The 20,906-nt window shown below is 63.1% G+C and carries 17 protein-coding genes; 9 read left to right on the top strand and 8 right to left on the bottom strand.

Translation table 11 applies throughout. The features are described from left to right. The first annotated feature begins 1 nt into the window (after nt 1). The gene (locus EPJ54_RS11510) at nt 2–880 is read left to right on the top strand and encodes a TIGR03619 family F420-dependent LLM class oxidoreductase (RefSeq protein WP_135211854.1); all 879 of its coding nucleotides are present in this window, start codon (nt 2–4) and stop codon (nt 878–880) included. Here the strand turns inward: EPJ54_RS11510 and EPJ54_RS11515 are convergent. Genes EPJ54_RS11515 through EPJ54_RS11525 form a run of 3 tightly spaced genes read right to left on the bottom strand, consistent with a single transcriptional unit; the run spans nt 870 to nt 3,303 of the window. After that, entirely contained in the window at nt 870–1,316 is a 447-nt protein-coding gene (locus EPJ54_RS11515; protein WP_135211855.1) for a nuclear transport factor 2 family protein, read from the bottom strand. The two genes, EPJ54_RS11510 and EPJ54_RS11515, sit on opposite strands and share 11 nt — an antisense overlap. 11 nt (nt 1,317–1,327) lie before the next feature. After that, a complete protein-coding gene (locus tag EPJ54_RS11520; RefSeq protein WP_135211856.1) occupies nt 1,328–2,500 on the bottom strand; it encodes an acyl-CoA dehydrogenase family protein in 1,173 nt (390 codons plus the stop codon). A gap of 8 nt (nt 2,501–2,508) precedes the next feature. Beyond that, nucleotides 2,509–3,303, bottom strand: coding sequence for an enoyl-CoA hydratase/isomerase family protein (locus EPJ54_RS11525; RefSeq protein WP_135211857.1), 795 nt, complete (start codon nt 3,301–3,303; stop codon nt 2,509–2,511). 150 nt (nt 3,304–3,453) lie between these two features. On the opposite strand from EPJ54_RS11525, the gene EPJ54_RS11530 reads away from it, so the two are divergent. From EPJ54_RS11530 to EPJ54_RS11540, 3 genes are read left to right on the top strand one after another with little or no spacing between them, the layout of a single operon-like run. Next, nucleotides 3,454–4,527 carry a phosphotransferase family protein gene (locus EPJ54_RS11530; RefSeq protein ID WP_135211858.1) on the top strand — a complete coding sequence of 358 codons (1,074 nt, stop codon included), beginning with the start codon at nt 3,454–3,456 and terminating at the stop codon, nt 4,525–4,527. Between the two features lie 12 nt (nt 4,528–4,539). After that, complete coding sequence (locus EPJ54_RS11535) at nt 4,540–4,989, top strand: nuclear transport factor 2 family protein (RefSeq protein WP_135211859.1); 450 nt, start codon at nt 4,540–4,542, stop codon at nt 4,987–4,989. Beyond that, a complete protein-coding gene (locus EPJ54_RS11540) occupies nt 4,986–5,990 on the top strand; it encodes an NADP-dependent oxidoreductase (RefSeq protein WP_135211860.1) in 1,005 nt (334 codons plus the stop codon). The genes EPJ54_RS11535 and EPJ54_RS11540 overlap by 4 nt, the downstream gene beginning before the upstream one ends. Nucleotides 5,991–5,994: 4 nt before the next feature. On the opposite strand, the gene EPJ54_RS11545 is transcribed toward EPJ54_RS11540, so the two are convergent. Genes EPJ54_RS11545 through EPJ54_RS11555 form a run of 3 tightly spaced genes read right to left on the bottom strand, consistent with a single transcriptional unit; the run spans nt 5,995 to nt 9,199 of the window. Continuing rightward, complete coding sequence (locus EPJ54_RS11545; RefSeq protein ID WP_167755690.1) at nt 5,995–6,933, bottom strand: nuclear transport factor 2 family protein; 939 nt, start codon at nt 6,931–6,933, stop codon at nt 5,995–5,997. 2 nt (nt 6,934–6,935) lie between these two features. Then, complete coding sequence (locus EPJ54_RS11550; RefSeq protein ID WP_135211862.1) at nt 6,936–7,832, bottom strand: LLM class F420-dependent oxidoreductase; 897 nt, start codon at nt 7,830–7,832, stop codon at nt 6,936–6,938. Continuing rightward, nucleotides 7,829–9,199, bottom strand: a complete 1,371-nt coding sequence (locus tag EPJ54_RS11555) for an aromatic ring-hydroxylating oxygenase subunit alpha (RefSeq protein WP_135211863.1) — start codon at nt 9,197–9,199, stop codon at nt 7,829–7,831. The genes EPJ54_RS11550 and EPJ54_RS11555 overlap by 4 nt, the downstream gene beginning before the upstream one ends. Before the next feature lie 213 nt (nt 9,200–9,412). Between EPJ54_RS11555 and npdG the strand changes: the two genes are divergently transcribed. Genes npdG through EPJ54_RS11575 form a run of 4 tightly spaced genes read left to right on the top strand, consistent with a single transcriptional unit; the run spans nt 9,413 to nt 14,804 of the window. Further along, complete coding sequence (npdG, locus tag EPJ54_RS11560) at nt 9,413–10,081, top strand: NADPH-dependent F420 reductase (RefSeq protein ID WP_135211864.1); 669 nt, start codon at nt 9,413–9,415, stop codon at nt 10,079–10,081. Next, on the top strand, nt 10,081–12,489 hold the full coding sequence (gene cofH / locus EPJ54_RS11565) for a 5-amino-6-(D-ribitylamino)uracil--L-tyrosine 4-hydroxyphenyl transferase CofH (protein ID WP_135211865.1): 2,409 nt from the start codon (nt 10,081–10,083) through the stop codon (nt 12,487–12,489). Before npdG ends, cofH begins: the two co-directional genes overlap by 1 nt. 13 nt (nt 12,490–12,502) lie before the next feature. Next, complete coding sequence (locus tag EPJ54_RS11570) at nt 12,503–13,261, top strand: SDR family NAD(P)-dependent oxidoreductase (protein WP_135211866.1); 759 nt, start codon at nt 12,503–12,505, stop codon at nt 13,259–13,261. A gap of 4 nt (nt 13,262–13,265) precedes the next feature. Then, nucleotides 13,266–14,804, top strand: a complete 1,539-nt coding sequence (locus tag EPJ54_RS11575) for a class I adenylate-forming enzyme family protein (protein WP_135211867.1) — start codon at nt 13,266–13,268, stop codon at nt 14,802–14,804. 8 nt (nt 14,805–14,812) lie between these two features. On the opposite strand, the gene EPJ54_RS11580 is transcribed toward EPJ54_RS11575, so the two are convergent. After that, entirely contained in the window at nt 14,813–15,592 is a 780-nt protein-coding gene (locus tag EPJ54_RS11580) for an SDR family oxidoreductase (RefSeq protein WP_135212110.1), read from the bottom strand. 83 nt (nt 15,593–15,675) lie between these two features. Here EPJ54_RS11580 and EPJ54_RS11585 point away from each other — a divergent pair, with 83 nt between their 5' ends. Further along, nucleotides 15,676–17,301, top strand: coding sequence for an acyl-CoA synthetase (locus tag EPJ54_RS11585; RefSeq protein WP_135211868.1), 1,626 nt, complete (start codon nt 15,676–15,678; stop codon nt 17,299–17,301). A gap of 9 nt (nt 17,302–17,310) precedes the next feature. On the opposite strand, the gene EPJ54_RS11590 is transcribed toward EPJ54_RS11585, so the two are convergent. Further along, entirely contained in the window at nt 17,311–20,781 is a 3,471-nt protein-coding gene (locus EPJ54_RS11590; protein WP_135211869.1) for an indolepyruvate ferredoxin oxidoreductase family protein, read from the bottom strand. Between the last annotated feature and the right edge of the window lie 125 nt (nt 20,782–20,906).

Below are 20,906 nucleotides of genomic sequence, written 5' to 3' on the forward strand. Positions count from 1 at the left end.
AATGGATATCGGATTGTCCTGCCGTCTCGGCGACCAAGACGCGATCGACATTAGCTACGTGCGCGCCCTTGCAGAGACGATGGAAGCCGTAGGCTTCGCGTCGATGTGGGTGCCCGAACACATCGTTTTCTTCTCGAAGTACAATTCGAAATACCCGTACAGCGAGGACGGCACGCCGCCGTTCGGCACCGATATTGGACTCTTTGACTCGCTGCTCGTGTTCGCCGCGGCGGCGCAAGTCACGACCAAGCTGCGCTTCGCCACCAGCGTGATGGTGTTGCCAGAGCGCCCGGCGCTGCTGACGGCCAAGGAAGTGATGACGCTCGATCACTTGACCAAAGGCCGATATCAACTCGGCGTCGGCTCAGGCTGGTCGCAGGAAGAGTATGAGGCGCTGGGCGTTTCGTTCGACAAACGCGGCAAGCGCTTCGACGAATACATCCTCGCCATCAAAGCTGCCTGGACACAGGACAATGCCAGCTTCCACGGCGAGTTCGTGAACTTCGACAATGTCGTGCTGCTGCCGAAGCCTTATACGCCGGGCGGTCCGCCCTTCATCATTGGTGGCGATTCCGATCCCGCCATGCGCCGCGCCGCCACGATCGGCGACGGCTGGTATTCGTGGTGGAAGGGCTACGAGATCGAGCCGCACATCGAGAAATTCCGCGGCGTGATGGAGAAGCACAATCGTAGCTTCGACGGCTACCATTTGAAGATCGGCTCGCCGCACCGCGGCGAACCGCCGGAAACGCTGATCAAAAAGGTCGAAACCGTGAAGAAGCTTGGCGCCGAGGAATTCGTGATCGCCGTGCCGGTCGAGCCGAGGACGATGGAGCGCGATCTACGCTTCTGGGCCGAAGCCGCGGGGATCAAGGGCTAGCGCGCTTCAGGCGGCGAAAGCCTGGGTCCACGTCGAGGCCGCGAATGCCGGCGACGTGGAGTTCACGGCGCGCGATCCGCCAGCGCCCCCCCTCCAAACGCAATTGATCCGCATAGCGCCCCCAGACTTCCAAGTCGGGGGCGTTTTCGGCTCTGTGCCATGCGTAGATGTACGACCACGCCGTTGCGCGCGTATCATCGATCAATTCGATGTCGATGTTTGAGGCGTGATGGCTCGTGCTATGGTAGCGCGCGATCACGCCTTCCACGAGCTTCTTGATCTGATCGCGGCCGGCGCGTTGCGAGCGGCCGTCGTCGTGCACGCCATCATGCGTGTACAGGGCCGCGAATTCATCGGCGCGGCCCTCGTCCACGAAACGGCAATAATCGTGCAGCGTCCGGCTTATGGCTCGATAAACCTCATCGCCGGACGCCATGTGTCGCCCCTTTAAGTCGCCAAGCGCAGGCGCGCGGCGATGTTGTTGCGTTGCATGTTGGACGAACCGCCCACGATCGGGAAGCAGACGATGTCGCGCAGATAGCGTTCCATGTCGTAATCGACCGCCAAACCGTACGCACCCATCACACGTTGGCACATCATCACAATCTCCACGCCCGTGTCGGCAATGAAGAGCTTGGCCATCGACGTCTCGACCGAGCACGGCCGGCCTTCGTTGGCCAACCAAGCGGCATGATAGAGCATGTGGCGGCAGGCCTGCAGCTTCGTCTTCGCTTCCACCAGCGCGTGACGCACGGCTTGGTGCGCCGAGATCGGCTTGCCGAATTGCTTGCGTTCTTGCGCATATTTCCAAGCATCATCCACAGCGGCCCAAGCGATGCCGAGCGCGCATGCCGCCGTCTCGAGCTTTTCAACATCGAGCGCTCGGCCAGCGAGCATCTTCCAGCCTTGGTTCCAGCCTTCCGGGCCCCCCAGTACGTTCTCGACCGGCACTTCGACGTTCTCGAGGATCGTATCGGTCGTTTCCGCGAAGCGAATGCAGGAATGGTCGATCGTGTGCACGGTGATGCCTGGCGACTTTGCCGGGACCAGCACCATCGACAAATTCTGATAGCGCGGCGCGTCCGCGTCGGACTTGCAGAGACAGAACAGCCAATCGGCGTCCTTGATCGCCGTGCACCAGCGCTTCGTGCCGTTTATGATGACCTTCGTGCCATCCGCGCTCAGGCGCGCCGTCGTCGTTACGCTGGCAAGGTCGCCGCCAACGTCCGGTTCGGAGAGGCCGTAGGCGAACACGAGTTCGCCGCGCGCGATCTTCGGCAGGAATTCCTGTTTCTGCGCTTCGGACCCGTTCTCGCCGATATTCAAACCGCCGTAGAAGGCGCAGTGAATGTAGGGCGCGGCCACTGCGCCGCCGCGCTTGGCGAATTCTTCAACAACGGCGATCGCCGCGACGATGTCGATGCCGGCGCCGCCATACTTCTCCTCAACCGTGAGGCCGGTGATGCCCATCGGGCCGTATTTGTCGAACAGCTCCACGCGTGGGAAATACGCGATCTTATCCCAGGCGCGGATCTTCTCGCGCGGCGCTTCCTTCTCGATGAAGCGGCGCAGACTGTCGCGCAGCATGGTGATGTGTTCGGGTTCGTCCTGGAAATACATGGCTGGTCCTATTCTCCGACGAACTTGGCCGGACGTTTTTCAACAAAGGCGCGGACCGCCTCTTGGTGGTCCTTCGAGCTATTGGTGACCGTCTCATAGCCCATGCAGGCGTCCATCACCTGGTTGGCGATGTCGCGCAGTGGGATGTTGACGGCGGCTTTGGTCCAACGGATCGCTTGACGCGCGCCATTGGCGAGTTCGTCAGCCAAATCATAGACCCGCGCGTCCAACTCTTCCGGCGGCACGACCGCGTTGACGAGACCAATGCGCTCCATTTCGGCGGCCGGCATCATCTTGCCCGTGAGCAGGTATTCCTTGGCGCGCGCGTAACCCACGAGCTGCGCCCAGATCACCGCGCCGCCGTCGCCCGCGACCAAGCCCATCTTCACGTGCGGATCGCCAATGCTGGCTTTCGTGCTGGCGATGATGATGTCGCAGAGCAGCGCGATCGAAGCGCCGAGGCCGGCGGCGGGGCCATTCAGGCGGCAGATGATCGGCTTTTCGAGATCGATCAGGCTATAGACGATGCGCTTCGCATGCGGCGCCAGGCGTTCGAAAATCCGCGGATTGTCGATCATGCTCTGGAACCATTCCATGTCGCCGCCGGCGCAGAAGCTTTTGCCGGCGCCAGTGAGCACGATCACATCGCTGTCGGGATCGTCGGCGACATCGCTGAACACCGTCGCCAGCTCATCGTGCAATTCGCCATTGACCGAATTGTAGCTCTCCGGCCGGTTGATGATGATGGTGAGAACTTTGCCGCGGCGCTCAAACGCCAAGGTCTTATAGTCTTCAAATCGCATTACATGCCTCGTCTGATTTGACCTTCACTTTTGGCATTGAGCGCCACAATGCTAGATCACTCGAATACTTGGCAGAGGCGCCAAGCGCCTCTTCCCTCCCACTCAGATCGGCTAAGGTGCCCCTCGCACACATAATTCGCGATGGGATCAATGGCCGGCGTCGAAAAGCAGTATCTCGGAAAAACCGTCGACGTGAAAGCGGAGCACGCCTTTGACGTCGCCAAGCTTGAGCAATACCTGACCACCGCCATTCCGGACTTCGCCGGGCCGCTGACGGCGCGTCAATTCGAGGGCGGCCAATCCAATCCGACCTATTTGCTCACCACGCCGAACGCGCGCTACGTGCTGCGCCGCAAACCGCCGGGCGTGCTGCTGCCGTCTGCGCACGCGGTCGACCGCGAATTCCGCGTCATGACCGCTTTGGGCGGCGCTGGCTTCCCGGTGGCGCGCGCGCGTCACCTCTGCACCGATGAATCGATCACCGGCACGATGTTCTTCGTGATGGATTACGTCGACGGGCGCGTGTTCTGGGATCCGCTAATGCCGGACCTCTCGCCCGCTGATCGGCTCGCCGTGCTGAACGCCGCCGTCGACACACTGGCCGACCTACACAATCTCGATCACGAGAAGCTGGGGCTCGCCGATTACGGCAAGCCGGGCAATTTCTTCGCGCGACAGATCGGGCGCTGGTCGAAGCAATACACACAAAGCGCCGTCGAACTGAATCCCGACATGGCCAAGCTGATGGAATGGCTGCCCGGCGCAGTGCCAGCCGACGATTCCACCTCGCTCATCCACGGCGATTATGGCGTGCACAACCTCCTGCTCGACAAGAACGCGCCCAAGGTGCTCGCCGTGTTGGATTGGGAGCTTTCGACGCTCGGCCACCCGATTAGCGACCTGCTCTATTTCCTGATCCCATGGTATCGCCCAGACCTGGACGACGGTCGCACCTCGTTCCGTGGTCTCGACTTCAAAGCCGTTGGTTTGCCGACGATGGATGAAGTCGTCGCCCGCTATTGCGCGCGCACGGGCCGCGCCTCGCTGGATAGCCTCAACTTCTATTGCGCGTTCAATCTGTTCCGCGCCGCCGCCATCGGCGAGGGCATCGTCGCCCGCGCGCGCCAAGGCAATGCGGCCGCATCGGATGCGGCAAGCTTCGAAGAAAGCGTCAAAGCCTACGCCGCACGCGGCTGGGAATTCGCACAAGGCGCAAGAGCTTAGGGAGAAAGCAAGATGCAGACAGATGCGGAGGTTCAAGCTGGCGTGACCGCGACGATGCTCGATTATTGCGAGCTGCTTGATGAAAAGCGCCTGGACGAGTTCGTCGAACTTTTCACGGATGACGTGGAATTCGAGGAAGGCGGCGTCGCCAAAGGCAAGCCACACGTCCGCAACAAGGTCCGCAAGCTGCTGGCGATGTTTCAGCGCCTAAGCCACCACCTTTCCAACGTGCGCGTGACGCGCACCGGCCCAGAGACTGCAAAGGCAAGCGCCTATATCTACGCCTGGCACCACCTCAACGATGGCCGCGTTATGGAAATCTGGGGCCGCTATTTGGACGAGCAGCGCTTCGAAGGCGGTCGCTGGAAGATCGCCAAGCGCACCGTGCAGATGCAAGGCGCGCGGGGCTTTGACGATCTCGCGCTGATGCGCGTGCCGCTGCAGGAGCTGCCGCCGCGATGAGCGCGCGCCGCTGGGTGATGGCCGAGCGGCCGCAAGGCAAGCTCGAAGCGCATCACCTCAAACTGGTGGATGCGCCGCGCGAAGAGGTCGGCGACGGCGAGATTGAGATCGAGAACATCTTTGTCTCGATCGATCCGACGACGCGCCTCTGGATGTCCGAAGTCTCTCAACACGCGCAGCCGATCCAGATGGGCGATCCGATCCGCAGCTTCGTGTGGGGCCGCGTCGCTGCGTCACGCAACAAGCGCCATCGCGAAGGCGACATGGTGTTCGCGCTGGGCGCTTGGGAAAGCGTCTCGCGCGTACGGCAAGCGACTTCCATTCCCGAAAGCCATGGCCTCCCCTTGAGCGCACACGCCAGTGTGCTGGGCCTCACCGGGCTCACCGCCTATTTCGGCATGCTCGATGTCGGCCGACCGCAGGCGGGCGAGACCGTTGTTGTATCCGCTGCTGGCGGCGCCGTTGGCTCGGTCGCGGCGCAGATCGGGCGCATTCTGGGATGTCGCACGGTCGGCATCGTTGGCAGCGAGGCGAAGGCCGCGAAGGTCGTGCGCGATTATCGGCTTGACGCCGCCGTAAGCCGGAAAGGCGATCTGAGCGCGGCGCTCGCGAACGCCTGCCCATCCGGCATCGATGTCGATTTCGAGAACGTCGCGGGCCCCGTGCTCGACGCCGTGATGGAGCATATCAACCCAGGCGCACGGCTGGTTCTGTGCGGGATGATCTCGGCTTACGAATCTGACGGCGTGTGGCCTTCCAATGTCGTGCGCCCGCTGCTGATGAAGCGCGCGCGGCTCGAAGGCGTGCTGATCTCATCGTACTTCAACCGCTTGCCGGAAGGCGTCGAAGCCTTGGCAGGCTGGGTGAAGAGCGGCGAGATGCGTTGGGATGTCGATGTGCTGAACGGTATCGAACGCGCACCCGAAGCACTGCAACGCCTCCTGAGCGGCGCGAATATCGGCAAGCAATTGGTGCAGCTCGCGGCCGATCCGTGGGCCTAAAGCTTCACGCGCTCTTAGCGAACAGCGTGTCGAAGCCGTGCAGCGTGTCGCAATATTCACGGATGTTCTGGATCTTGCCGCCGTCGCAATCGAGCACCCAGCAATAGCGGTTCTGGTAGCGGCGGCCGTTGACATGACGGCCGTCCCCGAACGCCTCCACCGCGACCAAGCCATCATCGCTCTCGATCAGACGATGCGCCTTCAGCGAATAGCCGTGCGGGAACATGCCGGACAGCGCATGCACGGAAGCAGCGCGCGCTTTGATGCCGACACGGCCCGAGACGATCGGATCGTTGTCGTGCTGTACCGGGCCTTCGGGACCAGTCGTGCGCCGCCGTCCGCCATCGGCCCACCAGGTCGCGTCTTGTGCGCACAGGTTGAGCAAACGCGGCTCATCCATCGCCGCGATCGCGGCCATCAGATTGAGCCCCGCTTGGCCTGCCTCTGTGCGCGCCACGGGGGTCGGCGCGTTGAGCTCAGGTGACTCGCTGCGCCGATCGAGGTTCTTCCCGCCGAACACGTAGCCCGCGTGATTGGTGTCGAGATATTCGCGCACTTCCACGATCGCGCCGTCACGCACCTCGAACACGAAGGCGTAGCGGTTTTGATAGGGCTTCTCGCCGCGAAAGAGGCCGTCGCCCTCGACTTCGATGACGGCAAAATCGCCATCCGCGAAGGCGCGACGTGCGATCTGGCGCACGCCGCCAGGAAACGTCTCGCCGATACGCGACATCAGCTTGCACTTCAACGCCGCGTCCATCGCGCCGTGCAGTGGCCAAGGCCGATCATCGCCCGGATCGATGCCGAATTGACCGGCCGCACGATCGCGGCCGGTATCAACCCACCAAATCGCGCCGGGCGCAAAGAAGCCCTTCAACGCCTCGACATCGTTGCGGTCGAGCGCGGTGATGAAGCCAGAGGCGACCTCAAGCGTGGACGCCACGCTTACGCCGCCGCCTTGTTGCTCACGCCCGCAGCTTGCGCCCAGACTTCAAGATCGCGATCCAGCGATTTCGACGAGAACGGCAGCGCCATGACGAACTCCTTCACGCCTTCGCGACGCGCTTCTTCGATCTTTTTATGCAAATCGTCCGGCGTGCCGCCGTACGGAATGCCAAGCTTCAAGCGATAGTTCGGGTCGTTCTCACGGCCAGCCTTGCGCAATTCGGCGCGCAGCTTTTCGAGATGCGGCGCGAGCTCGTACTTGGCCCACCAGCCATACCAACCATCGCCAATCGTCGCCGAGCGACGCATCGCAGCTTCGGAATCGCCGCCAATGAGGAACGGCGGGCCGCCCGGCGTGTACGGCTTCGGCAACAGCACGACATTCTCGAATTTCACGAACTCGCCGTCGAACTTGGCGCGATCTTGCGTCCAAGCCGCTTTGATCGCGAGGATGTATTCGTCAAAGCGCTTGCCGCGCTTTTCGAACGGCACGCCGAGCGCTTCGTATTCTTCCTTCGACCAACCTGAGCCGACGCCGAACTCGAAGCGGCCTTGGCAGATGTGATCGAGCGTCAGCACTTCCTTGGCCGTCAGCAGCGCCGGGCGCTGCGGCAGGATCAGAACGCTTGTGGAGAAACGCAGCGTCTTGGTGACTTGCGCGGCGACAGCGATCGCGAGCAGCGGGTCATAGACGCCCATCTCCTCGCCCCACGGCGGCGAGCCATCTTCGGAATACGGATACTCGGATTGGTAGTCCGAAGCCGGGAAGAACACGACATGTTCGGGAAACCAGAGCGAGTCGAAACCCAATTCTTCGACGCGCTGCGCTGCGGCTTTCATAAACTCGATGTCGCGACGCTGCGAATTGCCGAAGGCTGCGGCCAAACCAAGGTTCACGGCTTCACTCCCATGTATTTATCAAGCGTTTGGTGGAAATGCCGGATGCGGCTTTCCTGATAATTCGCCAGCGTGATGCCCGGCTTGTGCGTGGCGCGCAGACCCTTTTGGATTCGGCGAAGATTTTCCGTGTCTTGATCGGCCACAAAGCCGGCGGAGCCTAGCTCCGGTGCGTCCGCCCAGCTCTGCTCTTCCGTCAGCCAATGCGGCGCGGCCGGCGGCGGATGCGAGCCGTCTTCGGCCTTCGCGAACAGCAGCATGATTTCCATCACGCTGCGTTCGGGATCGTTCTCGTACGGGCGGAAGCGATAGCAGATTGGCGCGCCATGACCGCCCCACGGCACGAGATTCGGGAAGAGCGAATATTGGATCACGTCCACGACTTCAGCATTCGACATGCCGCTCAAATCGCGCTTCGCCGATTTCGAGAGCTTTTCACGCGCGCTGTCGGCGAATTGATTGCGCACGTCGGCTTGGCTGCCGTGCTCGATCTTCGCCCGCGCGTGGAACGCCACGTCGCGCTGCATGTGTTTGATAGTCTTGTCCGTCTCGACCTCACCCGCTGACGGCGCGGGCATGGCTTCAACCGTGAGCATACGGTTGACGTGGCGTACGCCTGGGAAGATGTCGTACTGGGTGGTGTCCCACGCCACGTAAGTGGTCGTTTGCGGGTGCGCCACAGGGATGTGGAAGCTCTCGATGAAAGCCTCCTGCGCCAGCTTCCAATTGCACGGCACGACCTTGCAAACGTGCGCCGCCTTATAGCGATCCTCGAGTTTGAATTGCTCGAAATGCTTCGGCAGGATTTCGAGGTAGGATTCCAGAGACTCGCAGTTCGGGTCGAAATTGATGAACACGAAGCCGCCCCAAAGGCCAACCTTCACTTCGGGAAGGCTGAATTCCTCGCGGTTCACATGGTCAAAATCCCATTGGCTGGGAATGTGCGCGAGCTTGCCTTCCAAATTCCAAGTGAAGCCATGGAAGGGGCATTTGAAGCGCTCGACACAGCCGCCTTGCGTACGCAGCAGCACACCGCGGTGCAAGCAGGCGTTCACGTACGCGCGGATCTCGCCCTTGCTGGTTCGCGTCACCAAGAGCGATTCATCGCCAATATTGTAAACGACGTGGTCACCGGGCTTTTGCAGCTCCTCCACGCGACACGCCATCTGCCAGCATTTGCGCCAGACGCGGTCCATTTCGAGATTGTGCCAGCCCTGGTCGAAATAGCGATCGACCGGAATATCGTCGGTTCCCAAGCCGGTTGGCGGCGATTCAAAACGCAACACGTCCGGCGCCGGACGGCTATCCTGGGCGTAGATGTCTTGGACTGAAGGCGTCGGTCTGCCTTCCGGCGGCTTAATCGCCATATTTCGCTCCCGTTTGCGGCAGCATAGCAGGCGTGTTCGCCAACATCGACAACCGCACACTGCGCAAGACCGTCCGAATATTTGACGGAAGCCTGTAACCGGCCTTGGGCGAACACACCGCAGGCTGTGCGCGACTTGCTCGCGTTCCAATCTATCCCTTAGAAAATTGCCAGGCGCCTTTCCGACGCCGCTGCATTGAGATCGATCAACACAATGAAACTTGGCGACACCATCGCAATTCTTGGCGGCGCAGGCGCACTCGGCTCCGGCATCGCCGGCCGCCTCGCCAAAGCGGGTCACACCGTCGTGATCGGCTCGCGCGATCCTGAACGGGCGCGGGACACCGTCGCGCAAATCAATGCCGCCGCTGGCGCTGAGCGCGTGAGCGCCGCCAACTATTCTGACGCCGCAGCGCGCGCCGATATCGTGGTCGTCACCGTGCCGTTCGCGGCGCAGCAAGAAGCGCTCTCAATCGTGAAGCCGCACGTTGCGGGCAAGCTCGTAGTCGATTGCACGGTGCCGTTGAAGCCGCCCAAAGTTGGCCTAGTGCAATTGCCGCCGGAAGGCTCCGCCGCGCAGATCGCACAAGCGGTGCTCGGCAGCGACGTGAAAGTCGCCTCCGCATTCCATAATGTCGGCGCGAAGCTGCTTGAGGGCGATGCGCCGATCGAGTGCGACGTGCTCGTCTTTGGCGATAGCGACGAAATCCGTGCTGGCGCAGCAGCTCTGGTGGAAGCCGTTGGCCTGCGCGCAGTGGAAGCCGGACCGCTGGCGAATTCCGCCGCCGCCGAAGCACTGACCTCGGTGCTCATCCAGATCAATCGGCGTTACAAGGCTGGCCACGCCGGCATTCGGATTACGGGGCTTTCGGGCGATCATTGATGGCGGATTGTCTGCGCGCACTTGAGAGCGGCCCGGCGGCGTTTCACGCGCTGAAGGACGCCCCGCTCGCCACCCTGCTCAGCGCCGCCAATGCGCTGCGCGAGCGTGGTCACGGCGCGCGCATTTCGTATTCGCGCAAAGTCTTTCTACCCGTCACGCATCTCTGCCGCGACACCTGCCGCTATTGCACCTTCGCAAAGCCGCCGCGGCGCGGCCAGCAAATCTATATGAGCGAGACGGAAGTGCTCGACGTCGCACGCAAGGGTGCGGCGATGGGTTGCCGTGAGGCTCTGTTCACGCTCGGCGACAATCCGGAAGCACGTTGGAAAGAATCCCGCGAAGCGCTCGATGAAATGGGCTACGCGTCGACCATGGATTACGTCGCGCACCTGGCCAAGCGCGTGATCGAAGAAACGGGTCTGCTGCCGCACCTCAATCCGGGCCTCATGGATGAGGCGCGCATGGCCGAGCTGCGTGCGGTTTCGCCATCGATGGGCTTGATGCTGGAATCGATCTCGCCGCGCCTGATGGAGCGCGGCGGCCCGCACTACGGCTGCCCCGACAAAGAGCCGGTCGCGCGCTTGAAGACGATTGAAGCCGCCGGCTGCACACGCACGCCGTTCACGACAGGCTTGTTGATCGGCATTGGCGAAACGCGCGAGGAGCGCATCGAAGCGTTGGAGGCGCTTTACGATCTCCACGCCCAATACGGCCACATCCAGGAAATCATCATCCAGCCGTTCCGCGCCAAACCGGGCACGCGCATGCATGATGCGCCCGAGCCATCGGAAGACGAGCTGCTTTGGACGCTCGCCGCCGCCCGCATCATCATGGGGCCCGGCGCGAACATTCAAACGCCGCCGAACCTCTCGCCGGATGGCCTGCAGCATCTGATCGAAGCGGGCGTCAACGATCTGGGCGGCATCTCGCCGCTCACGCCGGATTTCGTGAACCCGGAAGCGCCCTGGCCGCACCTCGGCGCGCTCGCGACGTATCTTGCCGAGCATGGCTACGAATTGGCGGAGCGGCTGACGATCTATCCCGAATACGCGGCAGCACCCGATCGCTGGCTGCATCCCGCCATCGCACCGCGCATCCGTGTCGCGACCGACGCCGCCGGTTGGCCGCGTGAAGACGATTGGATCACCGGCCAATCCCGCGAAGCCCCCGATTGGGCAAAGCTCGCGGACGAAACGCAACCGCGCCGCCGCAGCCTGGCGACGGCGCTCGCGCGCGTGCAATCGGATGCGCGTCCAAGCGAAGCCGATATCGCGCTGCTGTTCGACGCCCGCGGCGGTGATTATCTCGATGTCTGCAAGCTCGCCGATGAACAACGGCGCGCGCAAAACGGCGATGTCGTGAGCTACGTCGTCACCCGCAACATCAATTACACCAACGTCTGCACCTATGCGTGCGGCTTCTGCGCCTTCTCCAAAGGCCGCGTTGCGCCCGAATTGCGTTCAGCGCCGTACGAAGTCGAATACAGCGAAATCGCCCGCCGCGCCGCCGAAGCCTGGGACCGCGGCGGCACGGAGGTCTGCCTGCAAGGCGGCATCCACCCGAGCTATGACGGACAGACCTATCTCGACATTCTCGCCGCCGCCAAAGCCGGCGCGCCGAACATTCATGTGCACGCCTTCTCGCCGCTCGAGATCATGCACGGCGCCGGCGCGCGCGGCATCCCTGTGCGCGACTATCTGCAAGAACTGAAAGCGGCCGGCCTCGGCAGCGTGCCGGGCACCGCCGCCGAAATCCTCGACGACGAAGCCCGCGCGCTGCTTTGTCCGGATAAGCTCACGGCAGATGAATGGATCAGCGTGATGCGCGACGCGCACAGCGTCGGGCTCAAAAGCACGTCGACGATCATGTTCGGCCACGTCGACACTTACACCCAATGGGCGCGCCATCTGCTGCGCTTGCGCGATTTGGCTGAAGAGACCGGCGGTTTCACCGAATTCGTACCGCTGCCGTTCGTCGCCGACGAAGCGCCGATGCATCGCAAAGGTAAAAGCCGCCGCGGTCCGACCTTTCGCGAAGCCGTGCTGATGCATGCCGTCGCGCGTCTCGTGTTCGGCCGCTTCATTCCGAACATCCAAACCTCCTGGGTAAAGATGGGCCCGGAAGGCGCTGTCCATTGCCTCAATGCCGGCGCCAATGACATTGGCGGTACGCTGATGAACGAGACCATCACGCGCTCCGCCGGCGCGCAGCACGGCCAAGAACGGCCGCCGCTCGAAATGGAAGCGCTGATCGCCAGCGCAGGCCGCACGCCGCGCCTGCGCACCACACTCTACGCCGATGCGCCAAAAGAACGCCGAGAAACGGCGATCCGCGCACCCGAGCTTCTGCCAATACAACAGACACCAGCCGCGCGGCGTAAGCGCCAAGCCGCACGCGCGGAGACATAAGGGAGAGTTCGCGATGTCGGTTCCGTATGAGGATCTGAAGGGCAAGGTGGCTTTGGTCACCGGCGCGACGCGCGGCCTTGGCCGCCACATCGCCGAAGGCTTGGCGCGCGCTGGCGCTTCCATCGTCGTCGCAGCACGTGATGCCGGCGCTTGCGAAAGCGCAGCCCGCGAATTCGAGGCGTTGGGCGTGAAGGCGCTGGCCGCGCCCCTGGACGTCGGCAGCTGGGATGGCTGCGCGGAATTGGTCGAGAAGGCCTACGCGCATTTCGGCCATGTCGACGTGCTCATCAACAATGCCGGCATGTCGCCCGTGCTGCGCAAGCTCACCGATCTCGATGAGAAGGGCTTCGACACGATCTTCAACGTGAACGTGAAGAGCATCTACCGGCTCTCAACGCTGACGGCCGAGCGCATGGCCGCCGGCGACGGCGGTTCGATTCTCAACATTTCCAGCACTGCTGCCGCACTCGCATCAGCCCCGGTTGCACCTTACGCCGCCGCCAAGGGCGCCGTTAACGTGCTCACCAAGGCGCTCGCGCGCTCGTACGGCCCGAAAGTGCGTGTGAACGCCATCATGTGCGGCCCGTTCCGCACTGATCTCACCGCCTCCTTTATCGATCATCCCGGCTTCCAAAAGCACGTGCAGATGGCGACGCCGCTCAAGCGCGTGGGCGAGCCGCCGGAGATCGTGGGCGCCGCGCTCTATTTCGCCAGCAACATCTCCAGCTTCACGAGCGGAGCGATCCTCACGGTCGACGGCGGGGAGTCCTAACCCTATGCCCGCCCCGCACCTTTGGGAGCTGGTCGAGCGCGCAGCGCTTGTGAACGGCCCTGGCGAGGCGATCATTTTTGGCGATCGCCGCGCGACCTGGCGCCAAACCCGCGACGAGATGGAAACGTTGGCGACCAAACTCGTCGGCGCGGGCGTTGGACGCGGGGATCGCGTCGCGCTCTTGGCCGCTAATTCTGATCGCTTCATCCAGGCACTGTTCGCCATCTCCCGCATCGGCGCAATTGCGGCCCCCATCAACACGCGCTTGGCGCTCGAAGAGATGGACGCCTTGGCGCGCGACGCCGAGCCCTGCCTATTGCTGACGGACGCGACCTTCGAAAAGCATGCACTTACGCTGCGCGCGCAAGGCGCTGTGCCGAATGTGGCGCGCCTCGATGCTGTCGCGGGCGACGCGCCGTCGATCGATAGCGTGCAGGCTGGCGCCTTGCCGCCGATGGGCGATGCTAACGAGACCGTCTGCTTGCTCTACACCGGCGGCACCACCGGCCGCCCGAAAGGCGTGATGCACAACAGCGACTCGCTGGTGATGAACGTCTTCCAGAGCGCAGACATTCTGGGTTCGCCGCGCGATATGCGCTTCGTGCACGTGGCGCCGCTCTTTCACATCGGCGCCATCGCATACACCGTCGCCGTGACGCTGCATGCCGGCACGCACATTCCACTGCCCGCTTTCGATCCCGAAGCGGTGCTGAACACGATCGGCGCCAACCAAGCCACACACGTGACCTTGGTGCCCACCATGATCGCGCGCGTGCTCGACGTCCCGAGCTTCGCGGACAAGAATCTGAGCACACTGCGCCGCATCGTCTATGGCGCCTCGCCAATCCCGGAGACCTTGCTCACGCGCGCGATCGAGGCGCTACCGCATGTCGAGTTCGGCCAATCCTACGGCCAAACCGAGACCATCACGATCACCGTTCTGCCGGCGCAGCGCCACGTGATGAGCGGACCTCTGGCGGGCAAGCTCAAATCGGCCGGCCTACCCGCGCCGGGCGCGACCGTTGAAGTCCGCACCAGCGACGGCGCCATCGCGGCGCGCGGCGAGCTTGGCGAGATCTGCGTGCGCAGCGGCAGCTTGATGAGCGGCTATTGGCGCAATCCGGAAGCCACCGCCGCCACCTTGCGCGATGGCTTCGTCCACACCGGCGATATCGGCTTCATGGATGAAGAGGGCTTCGTCACCGTCGTCGATCGCCTGAAGGACATGATCATCACGGGCGGCGAGAACGTCTATTCGGTCGAAGTCGAAGACGCGCTCTTCCGTCACCCCGCGATTGCCGAATGCGCCGTGATCGGCCTGCCGCATTCGGAATGGGGTGAGAAAGTGCACGCAGTCGTGCGCTTGAAGGACAATACCGAGGCGAGCGCCGAAGAATTGATCGCCTTCTGCCGCACGCGCATCGCAGCGTTCAAAGCGCCGCGCTCAATCTCGTTCAGCACCACGCCATTGCCGCTGAGCGGCGCCGGCAAAGTGCTGAAGCGCGAGATCCGCGACGCCCTCGCACGCGAGGGCGCGCGCTGATGCCGGCCCTAGAGCGTTGTCGAAATCCCGCCATCCACGGGGATCACCGCGCCGGTGATGAACATCGACGCTTTCGACGCCAGGAAGATCGCCGCGCCGGCGATGTCTTCCGGGCGGCCAATACGCTTCACCGGGCTCGCTTCCTTGATCTGATCGCCGAGCGCAGCGAGCGTGGCGGCCATCATCTTGCTCTCGAACGGGCCGGGCGCGAGACAATTGACCAGGATGTTGTCCGGCGCCAAGCGCGCGGCCATCGTGCGCGTCAAATGATGCACCGCCGCCTTCGAGGCGCTGTACGGGTAGGTCTCCAACGGCGGGCAATGCAGGCCGTCGATCGAGCCAATGTTGATCACACGCGCCGGGTTCTCGTGGCTTGCGGACGCGATCAGCATTTTGTGCAGGCGCTGCGTGAGGAAGAACACCGCCTTCACGTTGATGTTCATCACCTTGTCCCAAGCGGCGACGCCCAGCTCATCGAAGGGCTCCGCCCAGACCGCGCCAGCATTGTTGATCAGCACGTCGAGCTGAGCTTCGCGGGCTTCGACTTCGCGCGCGACCAGCTCGATGCCCTCGGGCTTGGTGAGATCGGCCGGGAAAGCTTCGCATTTGCCGAAGGCGCTCAAGCGCGCAGCGGCGGCTTGGCATTCCTCGACCTTGCGCGCGGTAATATACACGCTCTTGGCGCCATTGCGCAGGAAGCCCTCGGCGATCATGGCGCCGATGCCGCGCGACCCACCGGTGACCACAACAGTCTTTCCCTCGACCGAAAACAGATTCTGCACCCCAATCTCCCTTGGCGACGTACGTTCAAGCGAAATCCTAGTGTGCAGCTTACATCCCCAGCAACCGCTCGTTTCGTCAGGCTTTAGACATGCAATGGAATCTCGGAGATCTGCTCGATCACGTCGGCCGCGTTGAGCCGACCTCACGCCCGGCGCTGATCCACGGCGACCGCGTGCTCTCGTGGGCCGATGTCACACGCCGCAGCAACAATCTGGCGCGCGCCATGCACGCGCGCGGCGTCGGCCCCGGCGCGAAGGCCGCGTTCTATCTGCGCAACGTGCCGGAATACATGGAATTCCTGATCGCGGCGCTGAAGGGTCGGCTGACGCACGTCAACGTCAACTACCGCTATCGCGAGCGCGAGCTGCTCTACATTTTCGACAATTCGGACACCGAAGTCGTCGTCTATTCCGCCGAGTTCCGTGACCGCGTCGAACAGATCCGTGAGCAATGCCCGAAAGTAAAGGTCTGGGTTGAAGTCGACAGTGAGACGCCGCCAACCTACGCCATCGCCTACGAGGCGCTCGCCGAGGAAGGCGACGGCGCGCCGCTCGACATCGAACGCGACCCGCACGATCCGATCTTCGTTTACACCGGCGGCACGACCGGCATGCCGAAGGGCGTGATCTGGACGCACCACATCATCATGAGTGCGCAGCTCAATTCGCTGCGCGCGCTCAATGGCGACGCCGATCCGCCTTCAAGCATTCCAGAATTCCTTGAGCATGTTCGCGCGCGCGGCATGCATGCGCGCCAATTGCCGGCAGCGCCGTTGATGCACGCAACAGGCATGACCGTGGCGATGGGCGCGATGGTGTCGGGCGGGTGCGTGATCACGCTGCCCACCACGACGAAGTTCGACGCCGCCGAACTCTGGCGCGAAGCCAGCCGCCACGGCGCGACCAGCATCACTATCGTCGGCGATGCGTTCGCCAAGCCGATGCTCGCAGCACTTGAAGAAGCGAAAGAGCCCTACAAGCTCGACAGCGTGCAAAGCATCGTCTCCTCCGGCGTCGTCTGGAGTTCGCCGGTGAAGCAGGGCCTAGTGAAGCACATCCAGCAAGTTCTGTTGCTGGACTCGCTGGGCTCCACCGAAGCGCCAGCATGCGGCGCGACCATCACCACCAAGGATGGCGAAGTCACCGAAACGCTCGACTTCCGCGTCGGCCCTGAGTGCCGCGTGTTCGACGAGAATGACAACGAGGTCGAACCAGGCAGCGGCAAGATCGGCTTCATGGCCCGCTCGGGCTTCATCCCGATCGGCTATTACAAGGACGAGGCGAAGACCCGCGAGACATTCAAGACCATCGGCGGCGTGCGCTACGCCATTCCCGGCGACCTTTGCCATGTCGAAGCTGACGGTCGCCTCGTTCTGCTCGGCCGGCGCTCAAGCTGCATCAACACGGGCGGGGAAAAAGTTTTCGCCGAGGAAGTGGAAGAGACGCTGAAAGCGCACCCAGCGGTGGACGACGCGAATGTCATTGGCGTACCGGATGAGAAATGGGGCCAAGCGGTAATCGCAGTAGTGGCACCGCGCGCCGGCGCCAACGCCGATGAAGCGGAACTGCGCGCCTTCGTCCACGAGCGCTTGGCCGGCTACAAGACGCCGAAGCGCATCTTCACCAAGCCAGACCTCGAGCGCCATCCGAACGGCAAGCCGAACTACGAGCGCATGCGAACCTATGCGCTCGCCGAGCTTGAGCGCAGCGCTTAGTTCGGTCTTCTATTCCGCGGCGGCGGTTGCGCTGGTCGCCGCGGAACTTCCTGCGCTGGATTTGGCTTCAAAGCGCTGCAGCAGGCGCGCGCGGCGCGCACGAGCGTGCTTCAATGAGCGTTCCTTCACATGGCCAAAGCCGCGGATCTCTTCCGGAACACGCGCCACGTCAGTCGCGATGGCCGCGTTGGCGCTGTTCAGGCGCGCGCTGATGTCAGCGATCGTGCTTTCGTATTCCACGATCAGGCGGCGCTCCTCGCGGCGCTCCGCCGTCCAGCCGATCGGATCGTAGGATTTGCCGCGCAGGCCTTTGAACTTCGCGAGCACTTCCAGCACCGGGAAAACCCAGGGCCCGAACTTGATCTTCTTGGCGTGCCCGGTGCGCTTATCCTTCGGTGCGATCAGCGGCGGTGAGAGATAGAGCGAAACTTTGCGCGGCTCGGAGAAATCCTGCGCCAATTGCGCACGGAACGCGCCGTCCGAATAAAGGCGCGCGACTTCGTACTCGTCCTTGTAGGCCATCAGCTTTGAGAAATTCTCCACCACGGCGCGCGGGAACGCCTCACCGGCGCCGCTCGCCGAAGCAGCAGCACGTACGCGTGACACGAGTTCGCGGAAGCGCGCCGCGTAAGCTTCGTCTTGATAGGCCGTCAAAAACGCTGCGCGGCGTTCGATCAATTCGTCGAGCGTCAAGTCGGGTACAGGCTCCGCGCCTTTGCGGCCCGGCAGCATTTTCAGATCGTAGGCCGCGATACGGCCGATATGGAACGCGGCCTTGTTCTTCGCCACACTCGCGCCGTTGAGTTCGATTGCACGCTCGATCGCCTCCGCCGTCAACGGCAGCGCGCCCTTCTGGAAGGCGTAACCGAGCATCATGACGTTGGCATAGACAGCGTCCCCGAGCAGTGTTTTCGCCAAATCCGTCGCCGGTACTGCGTCCGTCGTTCCAGCGCCCAGCACGCTATCCAGCGTGGCGCGATAGCCATCCGTCGTCAGCGCGACCGGCGCGCCGATCTGGAATGCACCCGGCGCCAACACGTCTTCGTTGAGGAACGCGATCGTGCGGCCAGCGCTGATCGACGCAATCGCGTCGCCCGCAACAGAAACCTGTGCTTCGCAACCAATCAGCACGTCGCAGCCATGCGGCGGCAGACGTGGGCCGAACTCGTCGGCGACGCCGTTCTTGGTGATGCGCACATGGCTGTAAACCGCGCCGCCCTTCTGCGCGAGACCGGTCATGTCGTAGGCCGCGAGCTTGCCGCCTTCGAGGTGCGCGGCCATGCCGATGAGCGCACCCACGGTGACAACGCCCGTGCCGCCAATGCCAGCGACGAGCACGTTGGTGATGTCGCCGTGCGGCTTGTATTCGGGTGCGGGCACGGCCGCGAGTGCGGCGGCGACGTTGAATTGCGCAGCGCGCGCAGCCGGCTCAGCGCCATCCAATTCCACGAACGACGGGCAGAAGCCCTTCACGCAGGAGAAATCGCGGTTGCAGCTTGATTGATCAATCGCGCGCTTCAAGCCGAACTCGGTCGGCTTCGGAATTACGGACGTGCAATTCGATTGTACGGAGCAATCGCCGCAGCCTTCGCACACGCGCTCATTGATCACGACCCGGCGCGACGGCGTTTCGGCCAAACCGCGCTTGCGTTGACGGCGCAGCACTGAGGCGCAGGTCTGATCGTAGATCAGCACCGTCACGCCCGTTTGCTCGCGCAGCTCGCGCTGCACTTCGTCCATGCGGTCGCGATGGTAAAGCGCCACGTCCGCTGGCAGCTGTGGCCCGGACACGCGCGACGGATCTTCGGCCACGACGACAACGCGGTCGACGCGCTCCGCTTGCACTTGGCGCACGATGTCGCCAACGGTGAGCTGACCGTCGTGCTTTTGACCGCCCGTCATGGCGACAGCGTCGTTGAAAAGAATTTTGTACGTGATGCGCGTGTTCGTCGCCACCGCGGCGCGGATCGCGAGCAGACCTGAGTGATTGTACGTACCGTCGCCCAAATTCTGGAACACGTGCTCAGTGTTCACGAACGGCGCCATGCCGATCCAGTTCGCGCCTTCGCCCCCCATCTGCGCCGGCGGCAGCGCATCGCGCTCCATCCAGATCGCCATCGTATGGCAGCCGATGCCGGTGAGCGTTTTGCTGCCTTCGGGCGCTTTGGTCGAGGTGTTGTGTGGGCAGCCAGAGCAGAACCACGGCGTTCGGTTAGCCTTGCCGATCGCGCCCGACGCTTGCGCCTCCTTACTCTCACGCAGACGCGCGACACGTTGCGACACAGATTCGGTGGCAAGGCCGAGCGCTTGCAAGCGTTCGCCAATGATGATCGCGACATCGCGCGCGTCCATCACGCCATGCATCGGCGCGAGCGGCTGACCCTTTTCGTCGAGCTTGCCGACAACGCGCGGCCGCTGGCCCTCGGCCATGTTGAACAGGAAACCAAGCGCCTGCTGCTCAACGAGCCCCGTTTTCTCTTCGATGAACGCAAGTTCCCGCTTGCCGCTGGCAAAGCGCATAATGCCCTGGCGCTCGAGCGGATAAATCTGGCCGACTTTGTAAACCGCGACGGGGCCAGCCTCGTCCAACTCGAGCAGACGCAGCGCGTCCAGCACGTCGAGATAGGACTTGCCGGAGGTGACGACGCCAAGCGGCGCATTCTTCGCGCCCAATGCGCGATCGATCGGATTGGCGCGCGCCCAGGCTTCTATCGCCGGCAGGCGATAGCGGATGTGCCGTGTCTCATCGCCGACCACGTCAAACGCAATGCGCAGATTGAGCCCACCAGGCGGGAGCTCAACGTCCTGCGGCTTCACGAACGGGCGCAGCACCGCGCCAATATCGACGACGCCCGTGGCTTCGGCCGTCTCGTTCACGCACTTCAGGCCGACCCACAGCCCGCTGAAGCGCGACGCCGCCCAGCCATAGAGGCCGTATTGCATCACCTCTTCGAGCGTCGCCGGGTTGAGCACCGGCATACCGAGCGCCGCGAGCGAAGGATCGCTCTGGTGCGCGACCGTGGAGGATTTGCCAGCGTGGTCGTCGCCAAAGGCGACCAGCACGCCGCCATGCTCGGAAGTTCCCGCGCGCAAGCCGTGCTTGAAAGCATCGCCGGAGCGATCAACGCCCGGGCCTTTACCATACCACATGGAAAAGACGCCGTCGTAACGCGCCGTCCCGAATTGCTGCGCCTGCTGCGTGCCGAGCAGCGCGGTCGCGGCCAAATCTTCGTTCAGGCCGGTTTGGAACAACACGTTCGCCGCGCTGAGGCGCTTCTTGTTGCGGTCGATCTCGGTGTCGAATCCCCCAAGCGGCGAGCCGCGATAGCCGGAGATCAGCCCAGCCGTATTCAAGCCAGCCTTTTTGTCGGATTCCGCCTGCAACAATGCCAGCCGCACGAGCGCCTGCATGCCCGTCATATAGACGCGGCCCGTCGCCCGATCGAACGCGTCCTCAAGTTTAATTGAGGCGTCGATCATGCCTTGCACGCTCCGCGCGCAGCCTTGGGCCAAGTTGTTGACGGGAATTGCATAGGGAGACGGGTCTCCTCGGCGCTTACTGAGCTCAGTGGAGAGAAATAGAGACCAACGGCCTTTGTCATCTT

The organism is Vitreimonas flagellata, from assembly GCF_004634425.1.
In the GTDB taxonomy this organism is placed as follows: domain Bacteria; phylum Pseudomonadota; class Alphaproteobacteria; order Caulobacterales; family Aquidulcibacteraceae; genus Vitreimonas; species Vitreimonas flagellata.